This window comes from Rhizobium sp. RAF56 (assembly GCF_052113965.1).
Taxonomy (GTDB): Bacteria; Pseudomonadota; Alphaproteobacteria; order Rhizobiales; family Rhizobiaceae; genus Rhizobium.
In genome coordinates this window covers 138,706-153,741 of the sequence record NZ_JBFRDU010000007.1, presented here as the reverse complement: position 1 = coordinate 153,741, position 15,036 = coordinate 138,706, and the positions used below count along the sequence as shown (strand labels likewise).

Genomic DNA, 15,036 nt, shown 5'->3' with positions numbered 1-15,036 from the left:
AAAAGCCCGCCGTCCAGTGAGACGGCGGGTTGGCAATGCTTGGGAAAATATCTCGATCAGGCCGTTGCGTAGGCGCCGCGACGTGCGTCCAGCGACAGCGCGCCGGGGCCGTAGGTGGCGAGCAGGATGTAGGCGCCGGCGAGCGTGATGTTCTTCATGACCATGATCTGGTTGAGGATGTTCACCAGTTCCGTGCCGCTTGCGTAGGGCAGGTGGAAGGCGAGGCCGGTGAACACGCAGAAGACCGCAAGAGCCCAGCCGGCGATACGGGTCTGAAAGCCGACGAGAACGGCAAGGCCGGCAAGCAGCTCGAACAGGCCGGCGACATAGGCAAGCAGGCTTGCAGCCGGAAGGCCGGCGCCTGCGATCATGCCGGCGGTGCCGGCCGGATCGCTAAGCTTGCCGAAGCCGGACAGGATGAACATGAAGGAAAGGAGAATGCGGGCGATGAGAATGATGACGTTTGACATGTGGCTCTCCGTTTTGGCGAAACGCTCGAGGCGACGGGCGTCTTCTTGACCTCAATGTCGTTGATTCTGCCTCCTTTGAAAAGATAAACAATTGCGGACGATTTGTTCACTAATGGTGAACGCTGCGGGGCCAACGGAACACTTTTCCGTTACGCCGCTTTTCTTAGGCGCGACCAATGTGCATCTATCTGTGCCGCTCTAAGGTTTTGATTTAGCGCGGATCTTGTCCGAAAACCAAGGATGCGCTCTAAGGTATCCCGACCCCAACGACCAAGGAAAACCCATGGCTGATCTCTCCGCATTCCCCATCACGAAGCGCTGGCCCGCCAGCAATCCGGATGTCATCCAGCTCTATTCCCTGCCGACGCCGAACGGCGTGAAGATCTCGATCGCCTTGGAGGAGGCCGGCCTCGCCTACGAGCCGCATCTCATATCGTTCAACACGAACGACCAGAAATCACCCGAGTTCCTGTCCCTCAATCCGAACGGCCGCATCCCCGCCATCATCGATCCGAATGGGCCTGACGGCAGACCGATCGGCCTCTTCGAGTCGGGCGCCATCCTCGTCTACCTCGCGGAAAAAACAGGCAAGCTTATACCCGCCGACGCGCGCGGTCGCTACGAGACGCTTTGCTGGGTAATGTTTCAGATGGGCGGAGTGGGGCCGATGTTCGGCCAGTTCGGCCACTTCTTCAAGTTCGCGGCCGACAAGGTAGCCAACAACGCCTATCCCGTGGAGCGCTATCGTGACGAAACGAAGAGATTGCTCGGCGTCTTGGAAGAGCGCCTGGAAGGGCGTCAGTGGCTCATGGGTGATGACTATACGATCGCCGACATAGCGACGTTCCCCTGGGTGCGAGGCGTTGACGTCTTCTACGGCGGCCGGGACGTTCTGGGACTTGCGAACTTCCCGCGGGTGATGGATTGGGTTGCCCGCGCCGCGGCTAGACCCGCAAGCGAAAAGGGGCTGCATATCCCGGCGCGTGATTGAACCGCCCCGGCCTAACCGGCCTTGGGGATGCTCATTGCCGCAAACCTCCGTCGCAGAGCGCCGCTCTGCGCCGGCCCAATGGCGATCAGTGGCTGCCCGCTGAGCTTCCGGCATCCAGGGTGAAGCGCGGAAACAAAAAGACGCCGGTCATGCTGCCGGAATGTTTCGCTTCCGTGCCCATCGACTCGCCGATGCAGAAAAGCGGCTGGCGCTGTCCGTTCGGCCGTACCACGGTCGTCGAGAAACAGAACGACGACGATGTCGTCGCGGCCTGTTCGAACAGCTCGAGAATGCGGGCGCGATCATAGGTGTCGTAGCACCTGAGCAGGTTAAGCAGGCCGCATTCCGGAGAGGGAAGGCCATGCAGCATGGTGCTCAGATGGCCGAGCTTGATCACGCCGTTGGAAAGGTCGCCGACCCAGCCTTCGGATACGCAGAATCGTGATGCTGCGTCCTCGTCGCTGCTGACCGGCGGTGCTCCCAAGGCAAAAGGTATGGCGACATGCCCCTTGGCGATCTTAAACAAGATGTACCCCATTCGGCACGGTTGTGTCCCGCGCGCTTAAGTTCATTTTTGACTTCGACGTCGTGACGGGGGTGGATTGGCAGCGCCAGCGGAAAATCAATCGGTAGCTTCGGCTCGTGCCGAGTTACCTGACCTCGCGCCATTGCAACCATCGACCCCGGCCGCATGTTGCGACGGACCAAGGCGCAGGCGCTTCACGAAAACCTCGAAAGGCAAACCGCAACCGCGAGCGTATCGGTCTGACAGCAAGAGCCTGACGTTTGCCGACAGTCTCTCACCTATCGCTGAGCTAGGATTTATATGTTTTTCCATGGAAACGGCAATAGGAGATGCAGCCCGAAATAGAGAAATATTTTGTTGCACTAAAGTAGAGATGGCACTTAAGCGCCGCGAAAACTTTCAACGAAACCAAGGGGATGATTTCCAGCGCAAATCAGTATCCGTGAGACCTCGCGCTTCGACTTGCATTGCAGATTCCGAACAAAAAAACAGGGCGACCCGCGAGCCGCCCTGTTCTTAGTTTCAATGCCGGATTGATCAGACGTCCGGATAAGGCTGACGCCTTATCACATCATGTCCATTCCACCCATGCCGCCCATGCCGCCAGGCATGCCACCAGGGGCATCCTTCTTCGGCAGTTCGGCGATCATGGCTTCGGTGGTGATCAGCAGCGAAGCAACCGAAGCCGCATCCTGCAGAGCCGTACGAACGACCTTGACCGGGTCGACGATACCCATGGCGAACATGTCGCCGTATACGCCGGTCTGAGCGTTGTAGCCGAAGTTGTCCTCGTTCTTTTCGAGGATCTTGCCGACAACGATCGAAGCTTCGTCACCAGCGTTCTCGACGATCTGGCGGGCCGGAGACTGCAGAGCGCGGCGAACGATGTTGATGCCGGCGTCCTGGTCGTCGTTTTCACCCTTGACGGTGATCTTGGCGGAGGAGCGCAGCAGAGCCACGCCGCCGCCCGGTACGATGCCTTCCTGAACGGCAGCGCGCGTCGCGTTGAGGGCGTCGTCGATGCGGTCCTTCTTTTCCTTCACTTCGACTTCAGTCGAACCGCCGACGCGGATGACGGCAACGCCGCCAGCGAGCTTGGCAAGGCGTTCCTGCAGCTTCTCGCGGTCGTAGTCGGAGGTGGTTTCTTCGATCTGAGCCTTGATCTGGGCAACGCGGCCTTCGATGTCGGACTTGGCGCCTGCGCCGTCGACGATCGTGGTGTTTTCCTTCGAGATCGAAACCTTCTTGGAACGGCCGAGCATGTCGAGGGTGACCGACTCGAGCTTGATGCCGAGGTCTTCGGAGATGACAGTGCCGCCAGTCAGGATGGCGATGTCTTCGAGCATGGCCTTGCGGCGATCGCCGAAGCCCGGAGCCTTGACGGCAGCGATCTTGAGGCCGCCGCGCAGCTTGTTGACGACGAGGGTAGCGAGAGCTTCGCCTTCGACGTCTTCAGCGATGATGAGGAGCGGCTTGCCGGTCTGAACGACGGCTTCGAGAACCGGGAGCATCGCCTGCAGGTTCGAAAGCTTCTTCTCGTGGAGGAGAATGAAAGCGTCTTCGAGGTCGGCGATCATCTTTTCCGGGTTGGTTACGAAGTAGGGGCTGAGGTAGCCGCGGTCGAACTGCATGCCTTCGACGACTTCGAGTTCGGTTTCGGCGGTCTTGGCTTCTTCTACCGTGATGACGCCTTCGTTGCCGACCTTCTGCATGGCTTCAGCAATATCGAGACCGATCTGCTTTTCGCCGTTGGCGGAGATCGTGCCGACCTGGGCGACTTCTTCCGAAGTGTTGATCTTCTTGGCCTTGGCCTGGAGATCCTTGACGACTTCAGCAACGGCGAGATCGATGCCGCGCTTCAGGTCCATCGGGTTCATGCCGGCTGCAACAGCCTTGGCGCCTTCGCGAACGATGGCCTGGGCAAGAACGGTTGCGGTCGTGGTGCCGTCCCCGGCGATGTCGTTGGTCTTCGAAGCAACTTCGCGGACCATCTGGGCGCCCATGTTCTCGAACTTGTCTTCCAGTTCGATTTCCTTGGCGACGGAAACGCCGTCCTTGGTGATGCGCGGTGCGCCGAAGGACTTGTCGATGATGACGTTACGACCCTTCGGGCCGAGCGTTACCTTGACGGCGTCAGCGAGGATGTCGACGCCGCGCAGCATCTTTTCGCGGGCGGTGCGGCCGAATTTAATCTCTTTAGCTGCCATATTTGAAGCTCCTGAATTCGAATTGCGAGGGCGAAAGCCCGTCAGCTATGGAAAGCAGACCGGCTGATCAGCCGATGATGCCCATGATGTCGGCTTCCTTCATGATGAGAAGGTCTTCGCCGTTGATCTTGACTTCGGTGCCGGACCACTTGCCGAACAGAACGCGGTCGCCGACCTTGACGTCGAGAGCAACGATCTTGCCGGCTTCATCGCGCGCGCCAGAACCGACGGCGACGATTTCGCCTTCCTGCGGCTTTTCCTTGGCGGTGTCCGGAATGATAATGCCGCCCTTGGTCTTCTCTTCGGATTCAACGCGACGTACGACGACGCGGTCGTGAAGCGGGCGGAAATTGGTGCTTGCCATTGTCTAATCCCTCGATCAAATGACATTCACGGATCAGCGAGGATCCGTATGGGTCTGTGTTAGCACTCAGCTTTGGTGAGTGCTAGCGAGGGTGATGTAGAGACGGGTGGGGACCGAGTCAAGAATGACGGTCGCAAAAGTTTGTGCCGAGAGTATGAAGGCACGCCCGGATTTTTCCGTTTGAACGAGCTTCCCCCACCGAGCTTCAAGGAAGCGACCCGCGTCTTTGCGCGGATCGGCGTCCTGAGCTTCGGCGGTCCCGCCGGGCAGATCGCCTTGATGCACAAGCTGCTGGTCGACGAGCGGCGGTGGATTTCCGAGGAGCGGTTTCTTCACGCGCTGAGCTATTGCATGCTGTTGCCCGGGCCGGAAGCGCAGCAGCTCGCGACCTATATTGGCTGGCTGATGTATGGCGTGCGCGGCGGCCTGATCGCCGGCCTCCTTTTTATCCTGCCCGGATTGGCGGTCATTGTTTGCCTGTCGGCGGCCTATGCGCTGCTGAAGGATGCCAGTCTGTTCGCGACGCTCTTCTTCGGGGTGAAGGCCGGGATGCTCGCGATCGTCCTGCAGGCGTTGACACGGCTCGCAAGGCGGGCGTTGAAAACCCGTTTTCACCTCGCGCTTTCGGCAATGACCTTTTTGCTCGTCTTCGCGTTCAAGGCTCCGTTTCCGATCGTGGTGATCGCAGCGGCGCTCGCGGGCGCGGCGCCGGTGCTCTACAGCCGGCATGCCAGTGGCGCGCCATCGTACCGATTGCGCCTTTCCTGGCCGAAATTTCGCGCGCACCTCGATCGCCTTCATCTGCCCCCGCTGGTCAAGACCGTCCTCTTGTGGATCGCGGTCTGGCAGGCGCCCCTTCTCATTATCGACCAGATCGATGCGCGGACCGATATCATCGCGGAAGTGTTGAGCGGCGAGGCAAATGTCTTCGGCGCGATCTTCGCCTTCTTTTCGCGGATGGCGCTGGTCGGCTTCGGCGGTGCCTATGCGGTGCTGGCCTATGTCGCGCAGACGGCGGTGGATCACTACGCCTGGCTGAGGCCCGGCGAGATGTTGGACGGGCTGGCGCTGGCCGAGGCGACGCCGGGGCCGCTGGTGCTGGTGCTTTCTTTTGTCGGGTTCATGGCGGGTTTTCGCAATCCGCTGTCTTTTCCGCCGTTGGCGGCTGGAGCGCTGGGTGCTCTGCTGGCCGCCTGGGCGACGTTCGCACCGAGCTTTCTCTTCATTTTTGCCGGCGCCCCTTATGTCGAGCGCCTGCGCTCCAACCGCACTCTGTCGGCCGCACTGGCAGGCATCACCGCGGCGGTCGTCGGCGTCATGGCCAATCTGGCGCTCTGGTTCGGCCTGCATGTACTGTTTTCGAGTATCGACCAACTGGTGCTCTGGACACGCCGGGTCAGCGCCCCCGGCAGCGATGTCGCCCACGTGCCGATCTTGACCTTGCCTTGGCCAGTCTGGACGACGCTCGACCTTTCGGCAGTCCTCGTCTTCCTGCTCGCCTGCGTGCTGGTCTATCGCCGCGGCGCAGGCGTCGGTCTGGTCATCGCGGTTTCCGCCGCAACGGGTGGATTGTTGCGGCTTGCCGGTTGATTGCCGCAATAGAGGACCGCGAGCGCGTTGCACGGAGTGCGCCGCCCCTTCATGATGGCCGCGACTCATACCGATAGTGCGGACTGCTGATGCGCATCTTTCTCGTTCGACACGGAGAATCCGTGGGCAATATCGATGACCGGGCCTATCGGCAGTTCGGTGATCATAATGTACCCCTGACACAGTGGGGCTATCGGCAGGCCCTGGAGGCTGGACGGGCGATCGCTTCCCACCTGGACGGACTGCCAGGCCTGGGGAAACTGAGCATCTGGTACTCGCCCTTTCTAAGGACGCGGCAGAGCAAGGATGCGCTGCTCGAAGCGCTGCCGGCCGAGTTGGTAGGAGATGTTCGAGAGGACTACCTGCTACGGGAACAGGATTTCGGCCTCTTCACCGAGATCTATGATCGTGCCGAGCAAAAACGAAAATTCCCTGACGAATTCGAAAAATGGGCCAGACTGCGCAACAGCAGCGGCAAGTTCTATGCACGGCCTCCGGATGGTGAGAGCAGGGCGGACGTGGCGCAGCGGGTTCGTCTGTTTCTCCAGACGGTCATGCGCACCGACGAAAACAGCGAAAGCATGATCGTCGTCGGCCACGGCGTCACCAACAGGGCGTTCGAAATGGGGTTTCTGCACCATTCCGTCGAATGGTTCCAGCGCTCGGACAACCCAGGAAATGCGGATGTGACGCTGATCGAAGGGACGGCCTCGGCAGGCTTCGGATCAATCCTGCTCCATAAGGCCGCCGACCGCGCAAAAGGACAGGAGAGTGAATTGCGCGATGCTCATGGTTCCGAGCTGACCATCACGTCTAAAACCGGCCAATAGCAATCTCTGCGAAAATCGATCTCGGGGTGCGGAGAACCGGCCGGACCGCAAGGCGCCGAAGCGCGTAGCCAGTTGGCGGTCACCGTCGAATGGAGCAAAAAGCGTGGCCTCGCTCTTGTAATCCGGCTGCTGGTTTGCGATGTCACCGCAAACCTTTTCTTCAGATGGAAACCACTGGCATGGCCAAGCGCATCGGCAGCTTTCGCGAGATCAGCACGAATTACGACGTCGTTCTGTGCGACGTGTGGGGTGTGCTGCACAATGGCGTCGCCGCCTATCCTGAGGCCTCCGTCGCGCTCGAAGCCGCGCGTGCCGAAGGGGTTTCCGTCGTTCTCATCACCAATTCGCCGCGACCGGCGCCGAGCGTCATCGAGCAGCTGGAGATGATCGGCGTTTCGAACGATTCCTACGACCGCATCGTCACCTCCGGCGACGTGACCCGCGCACTGATTGCAAAGGGACCGAAGAAGGTCTTCCTACTCGGGCCGGAGCGCGATCTGCCGCTGCTCGACGGTCTCGGCGTGGAGGCGGTCACGGCTGACGAGGCCGAGGTCATCGTCTGCACCGGCTTCTTTGACGATGAAACCGAGACGCCGGAAGACTATCGCGACATGCTGAAGGCTCTTGCGGCGCGCCGCGTGCAGATGATCTGCGCGAACCCCGATCTCGTCGTCGAGCGCGGGCACAAGATGATCCCCTGCGCCGGCGCCATGGCCGCCTATTACGACCGCATGGGCGGCGAGACGGCGGTAGCCGGCAAACCGCACACGCCGATCTACGATGCGACGCTTGCAGCCGCCCGCGACCTCAGGGGCGAATTCCCGCAGTCGCGGGTGATAGCCATCGGCGACGGAATGCCGACCGACGTGCGCGGAGCGCTCGACTACGGTCTCGACCTCCTCTACATCAGTCACGGCATCCATGCCCGCGAGTATGTCGTCGAGGGCCATACCGACGAGACGGCGCTCGGAGCGTTTCTTGCCCGCGAGCAAGCCTCGCCGCGCTATTGGATGCCGCGCCTTGTCTGACCGGAGTGCGAGCCGATGACCGTTTTTCATCGCAACGAGACCCGCGAGCCTCTCCCGGCCAACCTCAAGGGCGGGGTTATCGCGATCGGCAATTTCGACGGCGTGCATCGCGGTCATCAGTCGGTGCTGACGCGCGCACTGGAAATCGCCGAAAGCCGCGGCGTGCCGGCGCTGTTGCTGACCTTCGAACCGCACCCGCGCACCGTTTTCAACCCGGACCGCCCGGTGTTCCGCCTTACCCCAGCACCACTGAGAGCCCGCATCCTGGAGGCGCTCGGCTTCCGCGCCGTGATCGAATATCCGTTCGACCGCACCTTCTCTCAACGTTCCGCGGATGAATTCATCCACTCGATCCTTATCGACTGGCTGGGTGCCTCTGAGGTCGTCACCGGCGTCGATTTCCACTTCGGCCATGGGCGTGAGGGCGGTCCCGCCTTCCTGATGGCTGCAGGCGCCAAAAACGGCTTCGGCGTGACGCTGATGGACGCCTTTCGCGACGAGAACGCCGAGGTGGTTTCGTCGAGCCGCATTCGCGCGCTGCTCGCCGAAGGGGACGTTGCGCATGCCGCGGGGCTGCTCGGGTATCGCTACACGATCGAGGCCGAGGTGGTCGGCGGCGAGAAGCTTGGGCGTTCGCTCGGCTTTCCGACCGCGAACATGCGGCTGCCGCCGGAGGCCGAGCTGAAATCCGGTATCTATGCCGTCCGCTTCCGCACCGCCGATGGCAAGCTTCATGACGGCGTTGCGAGCTACGGCCGCCGCCCGACGGTCACCGAGGACGGCGCGCCGTTACTCGAAACCTATGTCTTCGACTTCAGCGGCGACCTCTACGGGCAGACCTGTGCGGTCTCGTTCTTTGGCTACCTGCGGCCGGAACTGAAGTTCGACGGCCTTGACGCACTGGTGGCGCAGATGCGCCAGGACGAGGCCGAAGCGCGGACGCTGCTCGCCGGCGTCCGTCCGATCAGCGAGATCGACGCATTTCTCTGCGGCGGGGCCTGAAGCTGAGGCGGGCGGAGCGCCGCCTCCGCTATTCATGGAACGGGCGATTGCAGCTATAGTCTCGCGCGCAACCCCTTGCTGAACCGATAAGCCTCCATCACTATTCCCCAGGGCTCGCGATATGAGTCGGGCCGCGCGACGCACGAGGAGGTGAATCGCAATGGACAAAGGCTCCGGAAAGGCGGTCTGCTGGCTGCTCATCCTTCCCTATATCGGTCTCCTTTGGGTACCATTCTACAACCATCACGACCCCGTCCTATTCGGGTTTCCCTTCTTCTACTGGTATCAGCTGCTCTGGGTTCCGATCACCGCCTTCCTGACGTGGATTGTCTACAGGAGCACGCAAAATGACGACTGAGATCGATGTCACGGCGCTCAGCGTCTTCATCTTCTTTTTCCTGCTCGTCACCGTGATGGGCTTCTTCGCGGCGCGCTGGCGCAAGCCGAAAACCCTCGCTCATATCGACGAATGGGGCCTTGGCGGGCGATCCTTCGGCGCCTGGATAACCTGGTTCCTGGTCGGCGGCGATTTCTATACCGCCTACACCGTGATCGCGGTGCCGGCGCTCGTTTACGCCGTCGGCGCCTACGGCTTCTTCGCGCTGCCTTACACGATCGTCGTCTATCCCTTCGTCTTCCTCGTCATGCCGGTGCTGTGGAAGCGCGCCGCGGACAACGGCTACGTGACGGCGGCCGACGTGGTGCACGGGCAATACAAGTCGCGCGGGCTGGAGCTTGCCGTTGCCCTCACCGGCGTGATCGCCACCATGCCCTATATCGCCCTGCAGCTGGTCGGTATGGCGACCGTTCTCAAGGCACTTGGCCTGCATGGCGAGCTGCCGCTCGCGGTCGCCTTCGTGGTGCTTGCGCTTTATACCTATTCCGCAGGTCTGCGCGCTCCCGCGCTGATCGCCTTCGTCAAGGACATCATGATCTATATCGTGGTGATTACGGCCGTAGCGTTGATCCCGCTCAAGCTCGGCGGCTATGGAAACGTCTTTGCCGCGGCTGACGCCGCGTTCCAGGCAAAGGGCTCCGGCGGGCTGCTGCTCGGTCCCCATCAGTATGTTGCATATGCGACCCTGGCGCTCGGCTCGGCGCTGGCCGCTTTCATGTATCCACACACGCTGACGGGCATCTTTGCGGCAAACAGCGGCAACACGATCCGTAAGAATGCGATCTTCCTGCCGGCCTACACGCTGTTGCTTGGCCTGCTGGCCCTGCTCGGCTACATGGGCCACGCCGCTGGCCTCAAGCTCGACACGCCGAACGACGTCGTGCCGGCGCTCTTCCAGACGTTGTTTCCGAGCTGGTTTGCGGGCTTTTCCTTTGCCGCCATCGCCATCGGCGCGCTGGTTCCAGCCGCCGTGATGAGCATCGGCGCCGCGAACCTCTTTACTCGCAACTTCTGGAAGGCCTACGTCAATCCAAATGTCAGCGATGCCGGTGAGGCGCAGGTGGCGAAGGTGACGTCGCTGGTCGTCAAGATCGGCGCGCTGCTCGTCATCATCTTCCTGCCGACGCAGTTTGCGCTCGATCTGCAGCTCATGGGCGGCATGTGGATCCTGCAGACGCTGCCGGCGCTGGTCTTCGGCCTCTACACGAAATGGTTCCGGGCGCCGGGCCTCATCGCCGGCTGGGCCGTCGGCTTTGTTGCCGGCACCTACATGGTGTGGATCAACGGGCTGAAGCCGTTGCAGCCGATGAGCCTCGGCGGGCAACCGTTCACCGTCTACATCGGCCTTCTGGCGCTCATCGCCAATATCGCCGTCGCCGTCATCGTGAACCTGGCAACGCCCGCACGCGAGACCGCGCGGGCATAAGCCGGCGCTCACTCAAGACAAAGCCGCGGCCGTAAACGTCCGCGGCTTTTTTCGTCATCGCCTGCTTACAGGAAAATCGCCGGGATCGTCCCGCCAGGGATCGAAGACGGCCGCTCCCGACGAACGCACGTCTTTGACATTGCGCGTGACGAGATAAAGATCATGCTCGACTGCCGTCGCAGCCAGCATCGTGTCGATGACCGACGGCGCATGGCTCGTCGACTGTTTCACCCGTCCCGATATTTTGCCCCAGCGGCGAACGCAGGCGTTGTCGAGCGGCAGCACGCGACCAAAAAACCTTTCCTCCAGGGCATCGCGGGCGGCCGCATAGCGGTAGCGATTGCGGTCGTCGGGCGGGAGATTTTCGATACCTTTGTCATACTTGGCAAGCGTGAGAATGCTGATGAACATCCGCTCTTCATCTTGGCCCACGGCCCAGTTTTTCACCGAGGGCGCGCCATTCTTGTTGATCAGAGCGGCAATGACATTGGTGTCGAGCAGCCAACCGATCACAAGGCGACATCCCGCCCGTAGTCGGCGTCGCGTTCGATATCGAGCCGGTCGAGCCCGAGACCCTCCATGAATTCGACGAGGGATTTTTTCGGCTCCGGCTTCGTGAGGCGTTCGAGTTCTTCGACGCTGATGACCACGACGCTGTCGCGACCGCGTACGGTTACGCGCTGCGGCCCGTCGCTATGCGCCCTTCGCACCACCTCGCTGAAACGCGCCTTTGCGTCTTCCAGCTTCCAGCTTTGTCCTGCCTTGGCCGTCTTTTTTGTCGGGCCGGTATCGCGGCGCATCGCCCTTGCTCCGTAACTAGTCAGATGGTCAGAATATAGCGCATCGGTGCGCACGCCGCCAGTGTGCCGATATGAAATCGCTTTTGGCACGCCCTCACTCGGCCAATTCTCCTCTTCCTTTTCCCGGTGAAAACGCCTATGAACCGGCGGCGATGACCCAATTTCGGCTGTCTATAGCAATACGAATTATTGGCCCGGCCTTCCGCGCGCAGTGATCTGCGGGAGGGTCCGGGTTTTTGGCGCTTTTTGAAGCGCCGCTCCGTCACCGAAAATCCCAAACTGGATGCGCCCGCCCGTGGGTGCCAAGAGACGATTGCCACGACAATGACCGACACCGCCGAAAAGATCGACTATTCGAAGACCCTCTATTTGCCCGAGACCGATTTCCCGATGCGCGCCGGCCTGCCGCAGAAGGAGCCCGAGACTGTTGCCCGCTGGCAGCGCATGGGTCTTTACAAACAACTCCGCGCCTCCGCCGCCGGCCGCGAAAAATTCGTCCTGCACGACGGCCCGCCCTATGCCAACGGCAATATCCACATCGGCCACGCGCTGAACAAGATCCTGAAAGACGTCATCACCCGTTCGTTCCAGATGCGCGGCTATGACGCGAACTACGTTCCGGGCTGGGACTGCCACGGTCTGCCGATCGAGTGGAAGATCGAGGAAAAGTATCGCGAGAAGGGCAAGAACAAGGACGAGGTTCCGGTCAACGAATTCCGCCAGGAATGCCGCGACTTCGCCGCCGGCTGGATCAAGATCCAGGCGGAGGAGTTCAAGCGCCTCGGCATCGAAGGCGACTTCGACAATCCCTACACGACCATGAATTTCCACGCCGAAGCGCGGATTGCCGGCGAGCTGTTGAAGATCGCCAGGTCCGGCCAGCTCTATCGTGGCTCGAAGCCGATCATGTGGTCGGTGGTCGAACGAACGGCACTGGCGGAAGCCGAAGTCGAATATGCCGACGTCGAGAGCGACATGATCTGGGTGAAGTTCCCGGTCACGCAGGGACCGGACGGGTTCGCCGGCCCCTTCGTCGTCATCTGGACCACTACGCCCTGGACGATCCCCGGCAATCGCGCGATTTCCTATTCGGCGCGCTATCCTTACGGGCTCTACGAGGTGGCGACGGCCGAGAACGATTTCGGCCCGCAACCCGGCGAGAAGCTGATCTTTGCCAAGCGCTTGGCCGAAGAGGCTGCCGCCAAGGCGAAACTCACCTTCACCTTCCTGCGTGATGTCTCGGCCGATGATCTGGCGGCCATCACCTGCGCTCATCCGCTGCACGGTCTCGGCGGCGGCTACGATTTCCAGGTGCCGCTGCTCGACGGCGATCACGTCACCGACGATGCCGGCACCGGCTTCGTACACACGGCGCCGAGCCACGGCCGCGAGGACTTCGACGCCTGGACGGACAAGGCGCGGGAACTCGAAGCGCGCGGCATTTCCTCCGCCATCCCGTTTCCCGTCGATGACGCCGGCTTCTACACGCACGACGCACCCGGCTTCGGTCCGGATGCCGAAGGCGGTGCTGCCCGCGTCATGGATGACAACGGCAAGAAGGGCGATGCCAACGACCGCGTCATCAAGGCGCTGATCGCGCGCCACGCGCTCTTTGCGCGCGGACGGCTGAAGCATTCCTATCCGCATTCCTGGCGTTCGAAGAAGCCGGTCATCTTCCGCAACACGCCGCAATGGTTCGTCCACATGGACAAGGATTTCGGCGACGGCTCGACGCTGCGCTCGCGTGCGCTTTCGGCGATCGACGACACGCGCTTCGTGCCCGCGGCCGGCCAGAACCGCCTGCGTGCCATGATCGAAGGCCGCCCCGACTGGGTGCTCTCGCGCCAGCGCGCCTGGGGCGTGCCGATCGCGATCTTCGCCGATGAGGACGGCAACGTGTTGGTCGACGAAGCGGTCAACGCACGCATTCTCGACGCCTTCGAGGCGGAAGGCGCAAACGCCTGGTTCGCCGTCGGCGCCAAGGACCGCTTCCTCGGCAATGATCACGACCACGCCCGCTGGCATCAGGTCATGGACATCCTCGACGTCTGGTTCGACAGCGGCTCGACCCACACCTTCACGCTGGAGGACCGTCCGGACCTGAAGTGGCCGGCCGACGTCTATCTCGAAGGCTCCGACCAGCATCGCGGCTGGTTCCACTCGTCGCTGCTCGAAAGCTGCGCGACACGCGGCCGCGCGCCCTATGACGCCGTCGTCACCCATGGTTTCACCATGGATGAGAAGGGCGAGAAGATGTCGAAGTCCAAGGGCAACGTCGTCGTGCCGCAGGACGTCATGAAGGACGCCGGCGCCGATATCCTTCGCCTTTGGGTGATGACGACGGACTATTGGGAAGACCAGCGCCTCGGCAAGACCATCATCCAGACCAATGTCGACGCCTATCGAAAACTGCGCAACACCATCCGCTGGATGCTCGGCACGCTGGCGCACGACAAGGGCGAGGTGATCGCTCTTGCCGATCTGCCCGAGCTCGAGCGTCTGATGCTGCACCGGCTCTCGGAACTCGACCAGATCGTCCGCGAGGGCTACGACGCGTTCGAGTTCAAGAAGATCGCCCGCGCGCTCATCGATTTCGCCAACGTGGAGCTCTCGGCCTTCTACTTCGATATCCGCAAGGACACGCTCTACTGCGACGCTCCGTCGAGCATGCGCCGACGTTCGGCGCTGCATGTCATCCGCGCGATTTTCGATTGCATGGTGACGTGGCTTGCCCCGATGCTTCCCTTCACCACCGAGGAAGCGTGGCTTTCACGCGACCCGTCTGCCGTCTCGGTGCATCTCGAGCAGTTTCCGAGCATTCCGGCGGAATGGCGCAACGAGGCGTTGGCCGAGAAATGGAAGAAGGTTCGCGCCATCCGCTCCGTCGTGACAGGCGCGTTGGAGATCGAGCGCAAGGACAAGCGCATCGGCTCGTCGCTCGAGGCCGCACCAGTCGTCCACGTCACCGATCCCGACCTCAGGGCGGCGCTCGAGGGACAGGATTTCGCGGAGATCTGCATCACCTCAGACATCGGCATCGATGGCGGCGAAGGTCCCGTAGAAGCCTTCCGCCTGCCCGAAGTTGCCGGCGTGTCGGTCGAGCCGAAACTCGCGGAAGGTCGCAAATGTGCCCGTTCGTGGCGAATCACCACCGACGTCGGTTCCGATCCGGACTATCCGGACGTATCCGCTCGTGATGCGGCGGCGCTGCGCGAGCTTGCCAGGAAAGAAGATTCTAATCTTTCGTGAGATCAAGCTAAATAAGACAAAGACGAACAAGTTCCTTGGGAAAGTTACCGGATGAATTGCACTTGCTGCGTTCATCCGGTAAAGCTGCCTGAAAATGGCCCGATTTTTAAGCCAGTTGGCTAAGATCGTGGCGGGTAACGAAATGCGCCGGCATGG

The 15,036-nt window shown here is 61.5% G+C and carries 14 protein-coding genes; 8 read left to right on the top strand and 6 right to left on the bottom strand.

The window, feature by feature from the left end:
- Window positions 1–56: 56 nt before the first annotated feature.
- The gene (locus AB4048_RS08140) at window positions 57–470 is read right to left on the bottom strand and encodes a DoxX family protein (RefSeq protein WP_442201425.1); all 414 of its coding nucleotides are present in this window, start codon (window positions 468–470) and stop codon (window positions 57–59) included.
- A gap of 283 nt (window positions 471–753) precedes the next feature.
- Between AB4048_RS08140 and AB4048_RS08135 the strand changes: the two genes are divergently transcribed.
- Window positions 754–1,461 (top strand): glutathione binding-like protein, encoded by a 708-nt coding sequence (locus AB4048_RS08135; RefSeq protein ID WP_442201424.1) that lies wholly within the window; start codon window positions 754–756, stop codon window positions 1,459–1,461.
- 85 nt (window positions 1,462–1,546) lie between these two features.
- On the opposite strand, the gene AB4048_RS08130 is transcribed toward AB4048_RS08135, so the two are convergent.
- The 3 genes from AB4048_RS08130 to groES all read right to left on the bottom strand — a co-directional run bounded on the left by AB4048_RS08130 (window position 1,547) and on the right by groES (window position 4,558).
- Complete coding sequence (locus AB4048_RS08130) at window positions 1,547–1,987, bottom strand: hypothetical protein (protein ID WP_442201423.1); 441 nt, start codon at window positions 1,985–1,987, stop codon at window positions 1,547–1,549.
- A gap of 566 nt (window positions 1,988–2,553) precedes the next feature.
- Window positions 2,554–4,194: a chaperonin GroEL gene (groL, locus tag AB4048_RS08125; protein ID WP_442201422.1), complete on the bottom strand. Its 1,641-nt coding sequence runs from the start codon at window positions 4,192–4,194 to the stop codon at window positions 2,554–2,556.
- Window positions 4,195–4,261: 67 nt separating this feature from the next.
- A complete protein-coding gene (gene groES, locus AB4048_RS08120; RefSeq protein ID WP_442201421.1) occupies window positions 4,262–4,558 on the bottom strand; it encodes a co-chaperone GroES in 297 nt (98 codons plus the stop codon).
- A gap of 180 nt (window positions 4,559–4,738) precedes the next feature.
- Between groES and chrA the strand changes: the two genes are divergently transcribed.
- From chrA to mctP, 6 genes are all read left to right on the top strand, one after another.
- Window positions 4,739–6,148: a chromate efflux transporter gene (gene chrA, locus AB4048_RS08115; RefSeq protein ID WP_442201420.1), complete on the top strand. Its 1,410-nt coding sequence runs from the start codon at window positions 4,739–4,741 to the stop codon at window positions 6,146–6,148.
- Window positions 6,149–6,237: 89 nt separating this feature from the next.
- Complete coding sequence (locus tag AB4048_RS08110) at window positions 6,238–6,978, top strand: histidine phosphatase family protein (RefSeq protein WP_442201419.1); 741 nt, start codon at window positions 6,238–6,240, stop codon at window positions 6,976–6,978.
- Window positions 6,979–7,157: 179 nt separating this feature from the next.
- Complete coding sequence (locus AB4048_RS08105) at window positions 7,158–8,006, top strand: TIGR01459 family HAD-type hydrolase (RefSeq protein ID WP_442201418.1); 849 nt, start codon at window positions 7,158–7,160, stop codon at window positions 8,004–8,006.
- A gap of 15 nt (window positions 8,007–8,021) precedes the next feature.
- The gene (locus AB4048_RS08100) at window positions 8,022–9,008 is read left to right on the top strand and encodes a bifunctional riboflavin kinase/FAD synthetase (RefSeq protein ID WP_442201417.1); all 987 of its coding nucleotides are present in this window, start codon (window positions 8,022–8,024) and stop codon (window positions 9,006–9,008) included.
- 160 nt (window positions 9,009–9,168) lie between these two features.
- Complete coding sequence (locus tag AB4048_RS08095) at window positions 9,169–9,366, top strand: DUF3311 domain-containing protein (protein ID WP_442201416.1); 198 nt, start codon at window positions 9,169–9,171, stop codon at window positions 9,364–9,366.
- A complete protein-coding gene (gene mctP / locus AB4048_RS08090; protein ID WP_442201415.1) occupies window positions 9,356–10,831 on the top strand; it encodes a monocarboxylate uptake permease MctP in 1,476 nt (491 codons plus the stop codon). Before AB4048_RS08095 ends, mctP begins: the two co-directional genes overlap by 11 nt.
- A 54-nt stretch (window positions 10,832–10,885) precedes the next feature.
- Here the strand turns inward: mctP and AB4048_RS08085 are convergent, their stop codons facing one another.
- On the bottom strand, window positions 10,886–11,344 hold the full coding sequence (locus tag AB4048_RS08085) for a type II toxin-antitoxin system VapC family toxin (RefSeq protein ID WP_442201414.1): 459 nt from the start codon (window positions 11,342–11,344) through the stop codon (window positions 10,886–10,888).
- Window positions 11,341–11,631 carry a type II toxin-antitoxin system Phd/YefM family antitoxin gene (locus AB4048_RS08080; protein WP_442201413.1) on the bottom strand — a complete coding sequence of 97 codons (291 nt, stop codon included), beginning with the start codon at window positions 11,629–11,631 and terminating at the stop codon, window positions 11,341–11,343. Before AB4048_RS08080 ends, AB4048_RS08085 begins: the two co-directional genes overlap by 4 nt.
- 324 nt (window positions 11,632–11,955) lie before the next feature.
- On the opposite strand from AB4048_RS08080, the gene ileS reads away from it, so the two are divergent.
- Complete coding sequence (gene ileS / locus AB4048_RS08075) at window positions 11,956–14,880, top strand: isoleucine--tRNA ligase (RefSeq protein ID WP_442201412.1); 2,925 nt, start codon at window positions 11,956–11,958, stop codon at window positions 14,878–14,880.
- Window positions 14,881–15,036: the final 156 nt, after the last annotated feature.